The 18377-nt window shown below is 31.5% G+C and carries 16 protein-coding genes and 1 pseudogene; 2 read left to right on the plus strand and 15 right to left on the minus strand.

The genetic code is table 11. From position 1 onward, the window contains the following. Positions 1-4 precede the first annotated feature (4 nt). The 8 genes from ACWJKS_RS14470 to gcvT form a co-directional block, all read right to left on the minus strand. The gene (locus tag ACWJKS_RS14470) at positions 5-367 is read right to left on the minus strand and encodes an ArsR/SmtB family transcription factor (RefSeq protein ID WP_165411667.1); all 363 of its coding nucleotides are present in this window, start codon (positions 365-367) and stop codon (positions 5-7) included. 175 nt (positions 368-542) lie between these two features. Beyond that, complete coding sequence (locus ACWJKS_RS14475; RefSeq protein ID WP_216301964.1) at positions 543-2303, minus strand: bifunctional homocysteine S-methyltransferase/methylenetetrahydrofolate reductase; 1761 nt, start codon at positions 2301-2303, stop codon at positions 543-545. An 83-nt stretch (positions 2304-2386) separates the two neighbouring features. Continuing rightward, positions 2387-3151 carry a 5'/3'-nucleotidase SurE gene (gene surE / locus ACWJKS_RS14480; protein WP_216301963.1) on the minus strand — a complete coding sequence of 255 codons (765 nt, stop codon included), beginning with the start codon at positions 3149-3151 and terminating at the stop codon, positions 2387-2389. Positions 3152-3360: 209 nt separating this feature from the next. After that, entirely contained in the window at positions 3361-4761 is a 1401-nt protein-coding gene (lpdA, locus tag ACWJKS_RS14485) for a dihydrolipoyl dehydrogenase (protein ID WP_216301962.1), read from the minus strand. Positions 4762-4971: 210 nt separating this feature from the next. Then, a complete protein-coding gene (gcvPB, locus tag ACWJKS_RS14490; RefSeq protein ID WP_462959837.1) occupies positions 4972-6426 on the minus strand; it encodes an aminomethyl-transferring glycine dehydrogenase subunit GcvPB in 1455 nt (484 codons plus the stop codon). Then, on the minus strand, positions 6423-7766 hold the full coding sequence (gcvPA, locus tag ACWJKS_RS14495; protein WP_216301960.1) for an aminomethyl-transferring glycine dehydrogenase subunit GcvPA: 1344 nt from the start codon (positions 7764-7766) through the stop codon (positions 6423-6425). Before gcvPA ends, gcvPB begins: the two co-directional genes overlap by 4 nt. A gap of 1 nt (position 7767) precedes the next feature. After that, positions 7768-8151, minus strand: a complete 384-nt coding sequence (gene gcvH / locus ACWJKS_RS14500; RefSeq protein ID WP_216301959.1) for a glycine cleavage system protein GcvH — start codon at positions 8149-8151, stop codon at positions 7768-7770. An 18-nt stretch (positions 8152-8169) separates the two neighbouring features. Continuing rightward, on the minus strand, positions 8170-9276 hold the full coding sequence (gene gcvT, locus ACWJKS_RS14505) for a glycine cleavage system aminomethyltransferase GcvT (RefSeq protein WP_216301958.1): 1107 nt from the start codon (positions 9274-9276) through the stop codon (positions 8170-8172). 169 nt (positions 9277-9445) lie between these two features. Here gcvT and ACWJKS_RS14510 point away from each other — a divergent pair, with 169 nt between their 5' ends. Both ACWJKS_RS14510 and ACWJKS_RS14515 read left to right on the plus strand, forming a co-directional pair. Next, positions 9446-10426 carry a lipoate--protein ligase gene (locus ACWJKS_RS14510; RefSeq protein WP_462959838.1) on the plus strand — a complete coding sequence of 327 codons (981 nt, stop codon included), beginning with the start codon at positions 9446-9448 and terminating at the stop codon, positions 10424-10426. Positions 10427-10714: 288 nt separating this feature from the next. Continuing rightward, the gene (locus tag ACWJKS_RS14515; protein WP_462961082.1) at positions 10715-12058 is read left to right on the plus strand and encodes an APC family permease; all 1344 of its coding nucleotides are present in this window, start codon (positions 10715-10717) and stop codon (positions 12056-12058) included. 366 nt (positions 12059-12424) lie between these two features. Here the strand turns inward: ACWJKS_RS14515 and ACWJKS_RS14520 are convergent, their stop codons facing one another. The 7 genes and pseudogenes from ACWJKS_RS14520 to cbiG all read right to left on the minus strand — a co-directional run bounded on the left by ACWJKS_RS14520 (position 12425) and on the right by cbiG (position 18339). After that, positions 12425-12661 carry a hypothetical protein gene (locus ACWJKS_RS14520; protein ID WP_216301956.1) on the minus strand — a complete coding sequence of 79 codons (237 nt, stop codon included), beginning with the start codon at positions 12659-12661 and terminating at the stop codon, positions 12425-12427. Positions 12662-12986: 325 nt separating this feature from the next. Next, a pseudogene (locus ACWJKS_RS14525) lies at positions 12987-13055 on the minus strand (helix-turn-helix domain-containing protein); the annotation flags it as partial. Between the two features lie 37 nt (positions 13056-13092). Continuing rightward, positions 13093-13470 (minus strand): DUF2975 domain-containing protein, encoded by a 378-nt coding sequence (locus ACWJKS_RS14530; RefSeq protein ID WP_462959839.1) that lies wholly within the window; start codon positions 13468-13470, stop codon positions 13093-13095. A 175-nt stretch (positions 13471-13645) separates the two neighbouring features. Next, on the minus strand, positions 13646-13861 hold the full coding sequence (locus tag ACWJKS_RS14535; protein ID WP_462959840.1) for a hypothetical protein: 216 nt from the start codon (positions 13859-13861) through the stop codon (positions 13646-13648). Positions 13862-14253: 392 nt separating this feature from the next. Continuing rightward, the gene (pepF, locus tag ACWJKS_RS14540) at positions 14254-16053 is read right to left on the minus strand and encodes an oligoendopeptidase F (RefSeq protein WP_220286059.1); all 1800 of its coding nucleotides are present in this window, start codon (positions 16051-16053) and stop codon (positions 14254-14256) included. 236 nt (positions 16054-16289) lie between these two features. Then, positions 16290-17294, minus strand: a complete 1005-nt coding sequence (gene rpsA / locus ACWJKS_RS14545; RefSeq protein ID WP_216301952.1) for a 30S ribosomal protein S1 — start codon at positions 17292-17294, stop codon at positions 16290-16292. A gap of 55 nt (positions 17295-17349) precedes the next feature. Continuing rightward, a complete protein-coding gene (gene cbiG / locus ACWJKS_RS14550) occupies positions 17350-18339 on the minus strand; it encodes a cobalt-precorrin 5A hydrolase (protein WP_462959841.1) in 990 nt (329 codons plus the stop codon). Positions 18340-18377: the final 38 nt, after the last annotated feature.

An 18377-nucleotide genomic window follows, 5' to 3' on the forward strand; every position in this document is an offset into this window, starting at 1 on the left:
AGTATTATCTAAGTTCCTTTATGTGTATAAGTCCTTGATCAAAAATTTGTTTAACATGCTGATCATCTAAAGAATAGTAGACAACCTTTCCCTCACGTCTATACTTAACAAGTCTAGCATTTTTAAGCACACGAAGTTGATGAGAAATAGCTGATTGAGTCATATTAAGAAGAGCAGCTATATCACAAACACACATTTCAGTTTCAAATAACACACAAAGAATTTTAATTCTCGTACCATCTCCAAAAACTTTGAAAAGCTCTGCTAAGTCATATAACGTTTCCTCACGTGGTATTGATTTTCTTACTTTTTCTACTACATCTTCATGTATATTAGAACATGTACAAACCTCTATGTTTTTTCCCATTTATTCCACCCCTTTCATATGAACACATGAATCATTGTTCATATGTTTATTATATGTTACCAATTAATACTTGTCAACATTCCTGGGAAATAATAGTTCATTAGTTTTATAAAATTTGTAATCAAAAAATTAAAACCCTAATCATGTATTTATTCATGATTGGAGTTTTAATTTATTAATTATTAATAGTGCTTATATTCTTAATAATATCAGTAATAATATCAATTCTTTTAAACGGTGTAATAAGATAATATCCATCTACATAAGGGTAGATTTCTTCCGCTATTTCAGTAGATATTTTAATTGCAAGAACCCTAGCTTCTTCTTTTGAAATGTCCTTATATAGTTCTATAATTTCCTCAGAAACGCTTATTCCAGAAATTTCATTGTTCATAAAGCAAGCATTCTTATAGCTTACAATCGGAATAATTCCACCTAATATCTTAGCAGGCAATTCACTACGTGCCCGTTTTAAATTTTCTACAGCCTGCTTTGTTAAAATTGGCTGTGTTAAAAACATAGTTACTCCACTTTCAATTTTCTTTTTTGCGTGTAATAGTTGGCTACTAAAATTAATAGCATTTACGTTTAAAGCACCACAAATATTAAAAGGTGATGAAAATGTTATATCATTTAGATTGGTTATATAGTTAGCAAGTATTGCAGAATTAAAACTAAACATCCCCTTAACCTCGTCACGCTGGGCTGAGGGTATAGGGTCACCTGTTACCACTAAAACGTTATTTACCCCCTCAATATTTAAGCCTAGAAGTAATGCCTTTGTAGCATTAATATTTCTATCGCGACATGTCATATGTGGAATTGTTGTGATGTCGAGTTCTCTTTTCAACTTACAAGCGAGTAGACTACTATCTACCCTTACTCTTGCAATAGGACAATCTGCAATGGTTATTGCATCAACTCCATTCTCTTTAAGACTCTTAGCACTATTCATAAAAAATTCAATTCCTGTATCAAGTGGTGGGTCTAATTCTACCGCAATAATTTTTTTCCCAATTCTGATTTTTTCCAGGAGAAGGTTTTTAACAATTAATTTCTCAATTTTAACTTTTCCAGTTTTACTCGGAACAATTTCGCGTGTTGATAAACCTTTTATTTTTGCAACAGTTTCCCTTATAAATTCTGGAGTTGTACCGCAACAACCACCAATAATAGCCACACCTTGCTTTGCTATTTCTAGCATTTGCACAGCAAAATATTCTTTAGTATTATTAAAAAACGTACGATTATTTATTATTGTTGGATACCCTGAGTTTGGCATAACAGAAATAGTTTTATTTTCTATATTAAGAGTTTTAATATATTGAAGTAAGTGATATGGCCCAGAAAAGCAGTTGAATCCACAGGCATCAATAGTTGGTATTTGCGAAACTTTCTCTATAAATTTTTCACCATTTATTCCAAGTCTTGTAAACCCTTCTGGTGAAACCGCAAGTTCCATCAAAATATATGTATTTGGATTTTTCTCCTTAATATACCTTGAAATCTCAGCAAGATATTCATCACTGCTAAAAGTTTCAAATATAAAATATGTTGCACCGAGATCTAAAAACAAATCTACTATTTCTTTGTATGCCTCCCATAAATCCATCATTTCTAAAAATGGTATTGGCCCAATATCGGCAAAAACTAAAACCTCAGTACCCTTTGTGGCTTCCCTTGCTATCTCATAACCTTTTACAATAACCTCTTTAACCGTATCAAAATTACTTTCAAGGCTAATTTTATTTGCTCCAAATGTATTGGTTTTAATTGCCTTGCAACCAGCATTTATATATTCCTTATGTATATTTAGTATGGTATTTTTATCATAAATATTTGCAAGTTCACATTTGGATAATGGATTTTCACAAACACTTGCGTAATATGTCCCCATTGCGCCATCAAAAATTAATGGTTTTTCTTTAATATTCATAAATTCCCCCACTGAAGTTTTCTCTTTGTTACAGTATAGAACTCTCACTTATATAAGTTGGAGACTTTCCTTCTGAAATGTCGTTAAAACCATTTGCGTGTTTCATCTAACATTTTAAAATTAGTTAAATCATAATGAAGTGGAGTTACAGTAACATACCCCTCTTTAAAATATATTGTGTCAGAATCATCCTCATGAATATCTATTACCTCACCCTTAATTTCATATTGAGTTTCATTATTTTCTCCAATAGTTTCTATATAACGGTTGTTATACAATCTACTTCCAATTTTACATACTTTAATTCCTTTTATTTCATTATCCCTTAGCATAGGAATATTCACATTTAATACAATATCATTCTTAATGTTATTCTCAATAGCCTTAAGCAATATCTTTCCAGCATATTTAGCTGCCATTTCATAATTTTCAATATTTCGCTTAATTTCCATAGAAACCGCCATAGCTGGTATTTTATAAATAGTCGCTTCTATAGCTGCAGAAACTGTACCGGAATATAAGACATCAGTACCTAAATTTAATCCTTTATTGATTCCGGATACTACCATATCTATTTTACAATCACTTTTACTATCAATGAGCTTATTAATTGCTATTTTTACACAATCTGCTGGTGTTCCATCTACGCTATAAGCTTTTGATTTTAACCCTTCAATTTTTGTTTCTCTAACAATAAGTGGCCTTGTAAGGGTTATGGAATGTCCGCAAGCGCTTTTTTCATTATATGGTGCTACAATAATTACTTCATGATTTTTTTCGAGTTCTTTAGCTAAAGCATATAACCCCTTTGCATTTATACCATCATCGTTTGTAAGCAATAATCTCATTTTCATCCCTCCCATTATTCACTATTTTAAAATTTCAAATAGTATATGTATATATATTATAGCAAAATATGGTTCAACAGGATACAAAACGTCCAAATATAATTCTAATTGCATAGCATTTAAATATTATTTGTAAGAAAGCTTTAAAATACAAAGATAGTCCAAGGGAGTAATTAAAATTACTCTCTTGAACTATCTTTATGTTTCTTCTATCTTTTTTTAGCAGGTACCATATGAATAGCTTCACCTTTTAACCCTAACACTGCTTCTTCAAAAGCTTCAGATAGTGTTGGATGAGCATGTATCATGCTAGCGATGTTTGAAACATTCATATTATTATTTATAGCCATAGCCCCTTCATGAATTAAATCCGATGCATGAGGTCCCATTATATGCACTCCAATGATTATATCCTCAAGCGTTGCTATAACCTTTACTAATCCTTCTCCTTCACCTAGTGCTAATGCCTTGCCATTAGCTCCAAATAAAAATTTACTTGTTTTATACTCCATTCCCTTTTTTTTGGCTTCGTTTTCTGTTATGCCTACGCAAGCTATCTCTGGAAATGCAAAAATACAACTTGGTATTATTTCACTAGAATAAGGAGCAATATAACCCATAATTCTCTCAACCACTTTTTTACCTTGATGCGTTGCTGCATGAGCAAGCATACTTATTCCATTCACATCACCAATAGCATAAATACCTGGAATGTTAGTTTCATAATTTTCATCTACCACAATAGCTCTTCTATTAAGCGATATACCCAAATTCTCAATATTAAGCCCTTCAGTCATAGGCGTTCTACCAACGGATACCAATACATTATCTGCCGTAAACACAATTTCTCCTTTTTTCCCATCGGCAGTTACAATTAGCTGTTCATTAGATTTTTCAATACTAATTACCTTTGTGTTGATACTCATATCTATACCTTTTCTTTTAAGTGAAACACTCAATCTCTTTGTTAAATCAGTATCCACTTGAGCAAGAATACTTGGCAAGAACTCTATAACAGTTACCTTTGATCCTAATGCATTAAATATACCTGCAAACTCCACACCTATAACACCGCCGCCTATAATTGCTAATTTATTAGGCACTTCTTTAAATTCTAATATATTTTCACTAGTAAATACTCCTGGTAGATCTATACCCGGTATATTAGGTATTAATGGAATAGACCCAGTTGCTATAATTATATTTTTCGTTATTATTTCTCTTAATTCTCCATTCTTAAGAGAGATAGAAACTGTATTTTTATCTTTCAAACAAGCTGTCCCTAAAATTACATCTATATTATTTGACTTTAATAATTGTTCTACCCCGTTCACTAGTTGATTAACTATTTTGTCTTTTCTATTTTGAATTTCTTCTACGCTAAAACTGTAACTATCTACCACGATTCCAAATTCATTAATATTCTTTAAAGTATTTAAAATTTCAGCATTTCTATATAGCGCCTTTGTAGGAATACATCCTCTATTTAAACATGTTCCACCAAGCTCACCTTTTTCTACAATACAAACCTTAGCACCCAGCTGAGCTGCACGAATAGCAGCAACATATCCCCCAGGGCCTCCCCCAATTATAACTATATCCTTCTCCATCACTGCTCCTCCTCCTATAAATCAGTATAACTTCGGAATATCTTAACGACATTTCAGAAGGAAAGTCTCCCACTTCTATAAGTGGGGTTACTTGCCCCAACAAATAGAAAACTTCAGCGGGAGTATAAATCTCCTTCTGAAGTCGTTAATACATCTTCTACGAAGATGTTACAGCTCCGCAGGAGATGATTTAACTATCCCGAAGTTATATTAATTAGTATATTTTAAAACTGGATATCTAGCAGCTCGAACTTCATCAAGCCTTCTAACAAGAGTATCATATGGAGCATCCTTTAGTAGCTGTGGATCTTCTATTGCTTCTTCTGAAATATTTATCATAGCTTCAATAAAATCATCCATAGCTTCAAGACTTTCCGTTTCCGTAGGTTCTATCATAATTGCATTTTCTACAATTGTTGGAAAATATATTGTAGGCGGATGATATCCATAATCTAGAAGTCTCTTGGCAATATCTAATGTAGTTACCTCACTTGGTCCCTGCTTTAAACCTCCTAAAACAAATTCATGCTTGCAAACTCTATCAATTGGTAAATAATAATAGTTCTTTAGTTTGCTTTTCATATAATTTGCATTAAGCACTGCCATTTCACTTGCCTTCTTTAGTCCCTCAGCGCCCATTGAAAGTATATAAGAATATGCTTTAACAAGTACTCCGAAGTTCCCATAGAAACTCTTTACCTTTCCAATAGATAGTGGTTTATCATAATTAAGAACAAATTTTTCTTCTATTTTTTCTATTATTGGGACAGGCAAATATTGTATAAGTTCTTTTTTAACTCCTACTGGTCCGCTTCCCGGTCCACCACCACCATGTGGGGTAGAAAATGTTTTATGAAGATTCATATGGACAACGTCAAATCCCATATCTCCTGGTCTTGCTATACCCATAATGGCATTTAAATTTGCTCCATCATAATATACGAGCCCACCAGCTTCATGTACTAGATTTGTTATTTCTTTAATATTCTCATCAAATAAACCTAAAGTGTTTGGATTTGTTAGCATTAATCCCGCTATTTCATCGTTTAATACAGATTTCAAACTATCTAAGTCTACACTACCTTTTTCATTAGATTTAACTTCTACAATTTCAAAGCCTGCCACACTTGCACTGGCTGGGTTAGTTCCGTGAGCTGAATCTGGAACTATAATCTTTTTTCTTTTAAAATCCCCTTTATTTTCATGGAAGGCTTTTATAATCATAAGTCCAGTAAGCTCTCCATGGGCCCCTGCTGCAGGTTGAAGTGAAACCTGATCCATTCCGGATATCTCAGCTAATTTTTCACTAAGTTCATACATTAATTGTAAGGAACCTTGTACCGTTTTTACACTTTGATATGGATGGATCTGAGTAAATGAGGTCATAGACGCCATATCTTCGTTAATTTTCGGATTATATTTCATAGTACACGAACCTAAAGGATAAAAGCCAGTATCTACCCCGTAATTCTTATTAGACAATAGAGTGAAATGTCTTATAACATCTACTTCACTTACTTCCGGAAGGGATATGTCTTTTTTGCTTAGCAAATGCTCAGGTATCATTTCGCTAATATCGATACTCTCTACATCACAACAAGGTAACGTATATCCTCGTCTTCCTTCTTTTGAGATTTCAAATATTAATTTATTATACTGTTTCATTTTATCCCCTCCATTGCAGTTATTAGCTCACAAATTTCTGGTTTTGTTCTTTTTTCTGTTACACAGAATAGTAGAGCATTTTTATGGTCAGGGTAATTTTTCTCTATATCATATCCACCAATTATATTATTTTCTAATAATTTATCGTTAATAATACTAGCCCTTTCCTGTCCCTGAATTACGAACTCCTTAAAGAAAGGTTTATTAAATACTGGCTCGTATTTTTCTAATTTAATTATTTCATTAAAAGCATAGTGCGCCTTTTGAGTGCTTTGATATGCCACTTCTTTTAATCCCTGTTTTCCCATAGTTGTAAGATAAATTGCAGCAGTTAATGCATTTAAAGCTTGATTTGAACATATATTAGAAGTCGCTTTTTCGCGTCTTATATGTTGTTCCCTAGCTTGAAGCGTTAATACAAAGGCTCTTTTTCCATCTACGTCGATGGTCTGACCTACAATCCTTCCTGGCATTTTTCTCATAAGTTTTTTCGTCGTTGCCATGAATCCCAAATAAGGTCCTCCAAAGTTCATTGCATTTCCAAGTGATTGGCCTTCCCCTACCACAATATCTGCTCCTATTTCTCCTGGAGTTTTTAATATGGCAAGAGATATAGGATCTACGCTCATTATTAGAATAGCTTTATTATCATGAGTAATTTTTTCAACCGACCTCATATCTTCAATTATTCCAAAGAAATTAGGGTTTTGAACTATAACTCCTGCCACACTGCTATCTACAAGTTCTTTTAATTTTAGAGTATCAGTAACTCCTTCCTTCTCATCTACTTCTATTAGTTCTAATCCCTTAAATTTTGCATAGGTATGAACGACTTTTCTAATTTCTGGATGTACTGTTTTAGATACAATTATAGATTTTCTTTTTGTATGCTCAGCAGCCATAAAAGCAGCTTCAGCGCAACTCGTAGCACCATCATACATAGATGCATTCGCAACATCTAGTCCGGTCAAACTGCATATTAATGTTTGATATTCAAAAATAGCCTGAAGAGTACCTTGGCTTATCTCTGGTTGATAAGGTGTATATGATGTATAAAATTCTGATCTTGAAACTATATGCTTTATTATAGAAGGTATATAATGATCGTAAACTCCAGCTCCTAAAAAACAAACTAACTCTTCAGCGCTTTTATTTTTATTACAAAGTGATTTTACGTGTTTTTGTACTTCCAGTTCTGACATGGGTGAATTTATATTTAGATCTCTATTTAATTTAAGGTCCTCTGGTATGTCTTTAAACAGTTCCTGTACAGACTCCGCACCCACACTTTTTAACATTACCTTTTCGTCTTCTAAAGTATTAGGTATATAAGGAAACATCTTATTTCTCCTTACTGCAATATTCATTATATTGCTCTTCGTTCATAAGTTCTTTTAATTCTTCCTTATTTGTAATTTCTATAAGAAACATCCAATTTTCATAGCAGTCTTCGTTTACTAATACTGGGTTATCTACTACATCATCATTTACCTCTAAAATCTTTCCACTAAATGGAATATACATGTCAGAAGCTGCTTTAACAGACTCAATGACCCCAAAAACATCCCCACTAGTAATTTCTGCATCTACCTCTGGTAGCTCAACAAAAACAATATCTCCTAAAGCATGTTGTGCATAATCAGAAATTCCAACGTATGCCTTATTACCTTTAATTTTTATCCATTCATGATCTTTACTATAAAATAATTCCTTTAATGTTTTCATTTAAAATCCCCCTAAATTTTATTTGTTATAATTTTTCTTATAAAATTTTTTACTTATTACCTCAGCTTTTAATGCTTTACCTCTAATCCCAATTTCAATTTCTGTACCTAATTCTGAGTATTTAGAATCTATTAAAGCAAGACCTATATTTTTCTTTAATGTAGGCGAGAAATATCCCGTTGTTACCACTCCGATTTTTTCTCCGAATGCAGTAACTTCATAACCATGTCTTGGAATTCCCCTATCCTTCATTTCAAACCCTACTGATTTCCTCTTAAGACCTTGTTCTTTTTGCTTTAAAAGAGCTTCTTTTCCTATAAATTCATTTTTTTTAAGCTTTACAAAAAATCCAAGTCCTGCTTCAAGCGGTGTAATATCTTGAGATAATTCGTTTCCATATAAAGGGAGGCAAGCTTCGAATCTTAAAGTGTCTCTGCAGCCGAGCCCTGTGGGCTTAAGTCCTTCTTCCTCACCTATATTAAATAGTTTATGCCATAATTTTTCTATTTCCTCTGGAGAAGTGTATATTTCAAACCCATCCTCACCTGTATATCCCGTTCTTGAAATAAGACATTTTACACCATCTACAAGAACATCTCGTTTACAATAGAAAAATTTAATTTCATCTAAATCTATATCAGCTATTTTTTGAAGTATCTTTTGTGCCTTTGGTCCTTGAATCGCAACCTCTGCTACCTCATTTGAAATATTAGTGAGTTCCATATCATAGGCGCCCTTATTGTCAATCATCCATTGAAAATCTTTCTCTATGTTCCCTGCATTTATAACAAGATAGAAATGTTCCTTACCAAATTTATATATTAAAAGATCATCAACTACTCCTCCGTTTTCATAGCACATAAAAGTATATAGTATTTGATTATCTTCAAGTACTGCTAAATCATTTGTAACTAAATTTTGTACAAATTCGAAAGCCTCAGCTCCTTTTACTTCCACTTCTCCCATGTGTGATACATCGAAAAGTCCAGCAGCGGACCTTACAGCTTCATGTTCAGAAATTATCCCTTCAAACTGTATTGGCATTTGCCACCCAGCAAAATCAACTATTTTCCCACCATATTCTTTATAAACACTATATAGCGGCGTTTTTTTTAAATTTTTCAACATAATTCCCCCCATTTTTGTAAAATATATGCATTGAAATATAAAAAAAAATGATTGTTTTTTTATTCTCCTTCATGTTTCATTATACTGCCTTTTGGTATATAATTCAATTAAATATATATATTGGTTTATAATTTCAAATCTAAAGTTAATGCAAGGAGGAAATATAATGATTTATATAAATAACACAAATACAAGTCCCTATTTTAACTTAGCAGCGGAAGAATATTTGCTAAAAAAATTTAAAGAAGACTGTTTTATGCTCTGGAGTGATGAGCCTTGTATCATCGTCGGAAAAAACCAAAATACCTTATCAGAAATTAACCTAGACTATATAAAAACAAATAATATTCCTGTGGTAAGGAGATTGTCTGGTGGAGGCACTGTTTTTCACGATTTAGGCAATTTGAATTTCACTTTTATCAAAAATAGTAGTGAAGAAAACTTTAATAATTTCAGAAAATTCACCTTGCCAATTTTAAATGTTTTAAACTTACTTAACATAAATGCAGAATTTAGTGGAAGAAATGATCTAACCATTGAAGGTAAAAAATTCTCAGGCAATGCACAATATAATTACAAAAACAGAGTTCTTCATCATGGCACCTTGCTTTTTTCATCAAATATTTCGGATTTATCAAAAGCATTACAAGCTAAACCTTTAAAATTTCAAGACAAAAGTATTAAATCCGTATTAAGCAGGGTAACTAATATAAGTTCGCACTTAACACGGTCTCTATCTATCATGGAATTTAAAGAGTTACTTATGAACTATATTATTACAAAAAATAATTCAGATTATTTGTATGAATTCACTCCATATGATTTAAATAGTATAAATAAGCTTGCCACTGAAAAATATTCTACTTGGGAATGGAATTTTGGCCATTCACCAAAATATAATTTCACAAATGAAAAGAAATTTTCATTTGGAACTGTTGAATGTAATATGGAAGTACAACATGGAATAATAAAAGATATTACGATATATGGTGATTTTTTTAGCAAACTTGATATCTCGGGCATAGATGCTGCCCTTATAGGCATAAATCATGTGGAATCTGATGTAAAAAAAGCGCTTTCAGCCTTTAATATATCTGATTATTTTTCAAATGCAAATATAGAAGATATTTTAAGTTGTATGTTTTAAAAAATTCTTCTTGACTATATTTGAATTTGCTAATAAAATATAAAGAAATAATAAAATTTACATTTGGGATTATAGTTATTTAAAATATTTTTATTGGAGCAACTTAGATTATTATCTAATGAAACTTTCAGATAAGAGGACATGTAGTAAAAATGCAGTGCTTTTGCCGCTTTTTTACTTCATGTCTTTATATATTTTAGCGACATTTCAGCTCCGCAGGAGATGATTTGACCCACTTAAATGAGTTTTCTATTATTTTAAGACTAACAAAAGAGAGGATGATTTATTCTGGAAGCATCAAAAGAATTAGATTCTATCAATAATTCACCAAAAACACTAAAGAAAGAAATCGGCTTACTAGAATCCATTACCCTAGTTATAGGTATGGTTATAGGTTCAGGAATTTTCTTTAAACCTTCTATTGTATTTAAAAACGCAGGATCTCCAACCATGGGAATACTTGCTTGGGTCGCCGGTGGCATTATAACTATGGCTTCTGGTCTTACTATAGCTGAAATAGCAGCAGCTATTCCAAAGACTGGTGGTATATTTATATATCTTAAAGAACTTTATGGAGAAAAATGGGCATTTCTATTTGGTTGGGTACAGACGGTTATTTATGTACCTGGTGCCGCCGCAGCACTCGCAATAGTTTTAGCAACTCAAGCTACTAATTTTGTACCTATGAGTCCAATCCATCAAAAACTATTTGCAATATTAATGATATTTGTTATCACCACTGCAAACGTGTTATCAACAAAACTTGCTAGTAAAATTCAGTTCATTGCAACTGTTGCAAAACTAATTCCAATTTTTATTATTATTGCTTTAGGCCTTATAAAAGGAACAGCTCACAGTTTTTCCTTGCCACTAGGGACTACTGCAGCCGGAGCTGGTTTTGGAGCTGCTATGCTTGGAACACTTTGGGCTTATGATGGCTGGGTAGGCGTAGGTAATATAGCAGGAGAACTTAAAAATCCTAAAAAAGACATACCAAAGTCCATAATTTTAGGACTAATCGTTATTATAACAGTGTATGTTTTATTTAATTTAGCAATTATAAACATAATTCCTATAACAGCTGTTATTAGTTCTAATAAAGTGGCTTCTGATGTTGCAACAGTTTTATTTGGAAAATTTGGTTCATTGTTTATAACTGCTGGCATATTAATTTCAATCTTTGGAACATTAAATGGTTACCTAATGACAGGAGTTAGAATACCTTTTGCCATGGCTCGAGATAAACTTTTACCTTTTGATAAGATCCTCGGAAAAGTTAATCAAAAATATCAAACTCCATTAAACGCTTTTATTTTCGAGGCAGTACTCGCCTCTTTATATGTATTTAGCGGTTCTTTTGATACCTTAACTGATCTTGTTATATTTGTTTTATGGATTTTCTTCACAATGGCAGTAGCTGGTATCTTTATATTAAGAACAAAACATAAAGATTTAGAGAGACCTTATAAAGTACCCTTCTACCCAATAGTTCCACTCATCGGAATTACTGGAGGTATATATATCCTAGTAAGTACACTTTTAACTGATACTTCAAAAGCACTTATAGGACTTGCAATAACCTTAATTGGATTACCTGTATATTGGTATATTACTAAAAAGAAACAAGACTAAAATAAAAAAGTATATATTACTATTAATGCATTCACTTCGCTAAGAACTACTAATTTTACTTTTAATTAATCTGCTACAAAACATAAACTCGCTGTGTCGCTCAAACATATGTTTTTCCTAACGCATCTTAATTAAAAATAAAATAAGAAGTTCTAAAGCTCGCTTCAATGCATTATATGTAACATATACTTTTTTTTGCGCATAAATCGGTAGAATTTCTAAATCAACTTCAAATGTTTCTGCACTTCTTATTTCATGTCATTTCCGGAAAAACTTCATACTATATCATATTTACACTAAGATGTATCTACTATGGATAGCAGATAAAAAACCACCAAATCGCAATAATTTCCACATTCATTTCATCTATATTTTACTCTTTTTTAATTTTTCACGGCAAGTAAAATATACATCACTTAAAACACCTGTTAAAATATTCCACACTAAAAACGTCATAATCGTTTCCATTACAATTGTACTAATTGATTCTCCCCCATCGAAATTTATACCTAAAACTGCCCTAATGGAAAAAATAACATTAATTATTGGCAATATTAAACCAAGCCACTTATTTTGTCGTTTTGATAAAAATATCTGTAGCATAATAATCCCTGTCAAAAATATTATACCTATTAAAATAGTGGTGAAAATTATTATTTAAATCACTCTCCTTACTATATCTCGTGCGGCATTTTAACATCATATCTTAATTTTATTCGTATAGTGTATAATGTATGTCACAATAATATTTAACATTAAATATTCAAATTTTTAATATTTATTTTTCCGCATTATTGTCATTATTAATTACATCTTGTCTGTTAAAAATCATATGACTAACCTTCGAAGTCTTCAAAAATAGAGCATCAATCGTAGATATACAATTGATGCTCTATTTTAGAATGTTGCGACGCAACTTATATATATATTATTCTTTATATTCTAATAAATCACCAGGTTGGCATTGCAATTCACGAGAAATAGCTTCAAGTGTATAAAATCCAAATTTACGATAATTGTAATATTATATTCCTTTAGACAGTCGAGTCGTTTTCTTCTTTTATTTCAATTGCTTTTTTGAATATTTCTGCTAAAGCTAAAGCCATACAAGCTAACACAATATACATAAAAAAACTGCCTTTAAGTGACCCATATCTTGTAGCAAATATTTCTATACCAGCTTGTCTTTTGTAGTTCATGATTGCATCAAAAATAGCTATAGAAAACATATAATATCCAATTATTTTAAATCTCCTGACGTTGCCAAGACAAAATGGTGTTAATTTAATACTACAGACAATTTTGCGTAGATTGTAAAGCATTAAAATGTAAATTAAATAAACTATAAAACTAATACCAATATTTATAGTAAATACAGCCTTTCCATAAAGTAGTACATGTAATACACCCATTACTAATAAAAGCCCTGACACATGCCGATATTTTTGTATACCGAGATGCAACCTCTTGGCATATATATTTTATTTAAGAATTATACCTCAATTGTAAATAGAACAGGTTGCTTTTAGATTTACAATTGAGTCAAGGAGTACATTTGATGCGCTATTTATGAATATTTTGTACCAATCAAATATTTTTTTTAGAATTGTTGTCTTTATTTTTCTGTGATTTATAGTTTGAAATACTACTACAAAAAATGATAATAACAGAAATTAATATAGTAACCTCAGTCCAACTTGGCATTCCTTTAATTCTTGCATATACAAAGGTTATTAAAGCAATAATAATTGTAAATGCAGAAATAATTAGTCCTACTTTTGAACTTTTCGTATTATCTTTCATTTTAATCCCCCATTGTACACAAAATATAAATAATCCTCATTACACAGTTTAATACAACTGTGCATTAAATATTAATATATTAAATTTTATAGTCATTATCTCTTTTATATCAGAGGTATGCTTAAAATAGGAATTTAAAAGTAAGTATGATCTTTCTCCGGAAGTGACTCCAAATAAGAAACGTAAAAACTATTGAAATTTCATTTAGAAATTCTTGTTTTGCGATGTAAAATTCTCGTGAGCCTCACAGGAAGTGAGGCTAGCGAACCTGAGGCAGGACGCCGAATGTGAGTGCCCGAGAATTTTACATGAGCAAAACATTAGAATTACTTAATCAATTTCCAGTTTTAAGTTCTTATTTGAAGGCACGCAGGAGAAACTTCATACTTTTTTTATATCTCTTTTTCGAGCATTTCTAATAATTCATCAAATCTTCTTATAGTATCCTCTAAAGGTTTTGGTGATGACATATCTACCCCTGCTTTTTTAAGTATATTTATTGGATAGTCACTTCCACCGCTCTTTAAGAATCCTTTATATCTTTCTACAGCGCTTTCGCCCTCTTCAACTATCATTTTACTGAAAGAATTAGCTGCTGCAAAACCTGTAGTATATTGATATACATAGAAGTCGCTGTAAAAGTGAGGAATTCTTGCCCATTCCATATCAATACCCTCATCTACCACCATTTCAGCTCCAAAATATTTTCGGTTTAAATCATGATAAATTTTACATAAGTCCTCTGGAGATAATGGGTTACCCTGCTCAATATTTTCATGGGTTGTTTTTTCAAACTCTGCAAACATACATTGTCTAAATACTGTAGTTCTTATTCCTTCCAATTGCTGATTTATTAAGAATAGTCTTTTCTTCTTATCTGTCTCATTTTTAATTAAATAATCTATTAGTAAACATTCATTAGTTGTAGATGCTACTTCCGCACAGAATAACTCATACTCTGAATATATATACGGTTGATTCTTCCTTGAATAATAAGAATGAATAGAGTGCCCCATTTCATGAGCAAGCGTAGATACATCATTTAATTGGTGATTATAATTCAAGAGTACGTATGGCATACTGTCATAGCATCCCGAAGAATATGCCCCAGAACGTTTACCCTTATTTTCAAATACATCTACCCAGCCTTCACTAATTCCTTCTTTAAATATATTTAAATATTCTTGACCCAAAGGTTTTATACCATCTAATGCTAACTTAACAGCATCTTCATACTCAATACTATCTTGCACCGCATCAACTATTGGCACATATAAATCATACATATGAATTTCATCAAGTCCTAAAAGTTTCTTTTTAAGTCTTACATATTTATGGAGGGAGTCTAGATTGTTGTTTATAGTATCCACCACATTATGATAAACCTCTACTGGAATATTATTAGGCTTTAATGAGCTTTCTAATGCTGATGCATAATTTCTTGTTTTTGCATTAAATACAAAGTTTTTTATTGATGATGTTAAAGATGTTGTTAACGTATTTCTAAACCCCTTATATGTTCCAAATAATGTTTCAAAGGCATCTTTTCTTACCCTTCTATCCTTCGATTTTATAAAAATACTGTAGTTTCCTTCTGTTAATTCAATTTCATTACCTTTTTCATCTTTTATACTTGGAAACGTCATATCTGCATTTGTAAGCATTTCAAATATATTTCCCGGGGCATTTAAGCAGTCGCTTACAGATGCTAATAGCTTTTCTCCCTCTACACTTAATGTATGAGGCTTTTGACTTAAAATATCTAGTAAGTAGAATTCATATATTTTAAGTTTTGGAATCTTACAAATTGCCTCATCTATAAAGCCCTCTTTTAATGATAATAGTTCAGGGACAAAAAATGCAGTGGCACTCGAAACTTCTGCGGCATATGAATCAATCTTATTTTTAAGTACTTGAAACTCTGCCTTAGCTGTATCCTCATCCCCTCTTAAATGTGCATATACAAGCAATTTTTCTAGAAGTCTTTGAATCTCTACATTGCTTTCTAAAAATGATAATAACTCCTCAGCAGTTCCCAGTTTCCCTGAAAATCTTTGCATTTCTGGTGCTTTAGATCTTAGTATTTCAAAATCTTCTTCCCACGCCGCAGAACTCTTATACATCTTTTGGACGTTCCACTTGTACATGCTGTCAATTTCATCTCTTGTTTTAAGTTTTTTAACTTCACTCACTAAAATCCCCTTCTTTCATATCATTAAATTACATTTTATAAATATATTACCATACGCTTCTAAAAAAATCTATTAAAAGTAGATATTAAATTTAGATATCAATGGAACCTAAAAAAGATGACTCCTGTTTACAATACAGAAATCATCTTCTTAATTCAGCATAGACTTTTTTAAAAATCTATGCTTCTTGTAGCTCTATTAAGTAAAACTATTATTAATTATTTTTACTTACAATTTTATTCAAATTTAAAGTTTTTGAATTTATCTCCTAATATATCAGCTAAAGTTAATCCAGCTTCTTCTTCTTGCTTATATTGTGAAAAATCTTCATTTCCTCTTGCTGCTTCTCTAATACTTAGGCTTATTCTTCTATCTTTTTCGTTTATTTCACCGATTTTAACTTTTACAACTTCTCCAACTTTTAATACGTCAGAAACTTTTGCTATACGTTCTTCTGATATTTCTGATAAATGAACTAGTCCTTCTACTCCTGATTCAAGTTGTACAAAAGCACCGAAATCCATTAATTTTACAACAGTTCCTTCTACTATAGCACCAGGCTTGTAGTTGCTTACTATATTCTTCCATGGGTTTCCTGCTTCTGATTTAAGTCCTAAAGATATTCTTCCTTTTTCTTTATCAAAATCTAAAATAGTAACTTCAACTTCATCTCCAACTGACACTACCTCTGCTGGATCTTGAACTCTTTTCCATGATAATTGTGAAACGTGAATAAGACCATCAATGCCGCCTAAATCTACAAAAGCACCAAATTTAGCAAGTCTAGTTATAACACCTTTTCTCTTATCGCCCTTTTTGAGTTCATTCCAAATTATATCTTTTTTACCTTCATTCTCTTCTTTTTCTATTACTCTTCTTGATAGAACTATGTTTTTATTTTCTTTATCAAGTTCTATTATTTTAACTTCTAAAGTTTTGCCTTTAAAGTCTTCTAGGTTTTCTATATATGAATCTGAGATTTGTGACGCAGGTATAAATGCTCTAACTCCATCAATATAAGCCGTAGCTCCGCCTTTTACTATGTCACTAACTGTTACTTCTAACGTTTTATTCTCATCTACGATTTCCTGTAATTTTTCCCAAACTTTAACGCTATCTTCACTTTTTTTAGCTAAAAGCACGTCATCAGTATTATCCATCGCATCTTTCATTGTAATTTCTTCACTACTATCTACTGTCATATCTTTCATTATAACTTCTTCTTTATTATCTGTTGTCATATAAATACACTCCTCTTATTGCATAATTGTTACTAAAAATATCTTCTTTATTATATCATACTTCACCTATACATAACGTCATACCATCTAATTTCATCTTATTTTTTATAATCCTTGCACCACTAAGTTCTACACAAGGCTCACAAACAGCTCTAACTCCAATAGTTTTTTCAACGAAATCACTACCGTAAAATTTATGTTGTACTTGCTTTATATCTTCTGCCGTAAATATTTTAAGTTGGCATTTAAAATAATCTACTAGCGCATTTATTGCAACCTCATCTTTTTTTATCAAAATCGTCGTTATAGACTTTATAGACCTAATATCTATATTATATTCTTTAAGAACCCTTAATACAGTTTGTTTCATTTTCTGGGTTGAAAAATCTTTTCTACATCCTATCCCTAGTACGATATTTCTTCTTATTAATTTAAGCGTAGGCACTATATGTCCCTTTAAATGATTATCAGTACTCTCTGAGCTGCAAATGTATAGTAACCCACTAATGTCCTCTAAATTACTACTATATCCAACGGGCGTTTGTACTATCCCTCTTTCATCAAAAAATCCAATTTTTCTTCCCTCTACTAAAAGAGCCGCTATTTCTTTTGCTTTTTTCAAATCTTCAATTATAAATCCATTATCTTTTGCTATCATATCTGGAGCATAAATACCTAAATTATCTGTAGCAGTAGTTATTATCGCTTGTGATTCGAGAAGCTTACTAACCTTTAATGTAAGCTCATTTGCGCCTCCTAAATGACCGCTTAAAAGACTTATAACATAATTACAAGAATTATCTATAACTAATACTGCAGGGTCCACATCCTTACTTTTTATGTATGGCGCTATAGCTCTAACTGCAATACCTGTAGAACTTATAAATATTACACCTCTATAGTTTTCCATTACATTTCTACTAACTTCCTTAAAACTAAAATCACTTTGCTTTTTCTTTGAATACAAATCAATGTTAAGGCTTGAAGCTAAAATATTAGCTATTTGATCTCCCTTTTCTGTAAATGTAATAACTGCATATTTCATTTTGTCACCATTCCTATTATATATCATACTATTATTAT

The sequence above is a fragment of the Clostridium sp. CM038 genome (assembly GCF_055081105.1).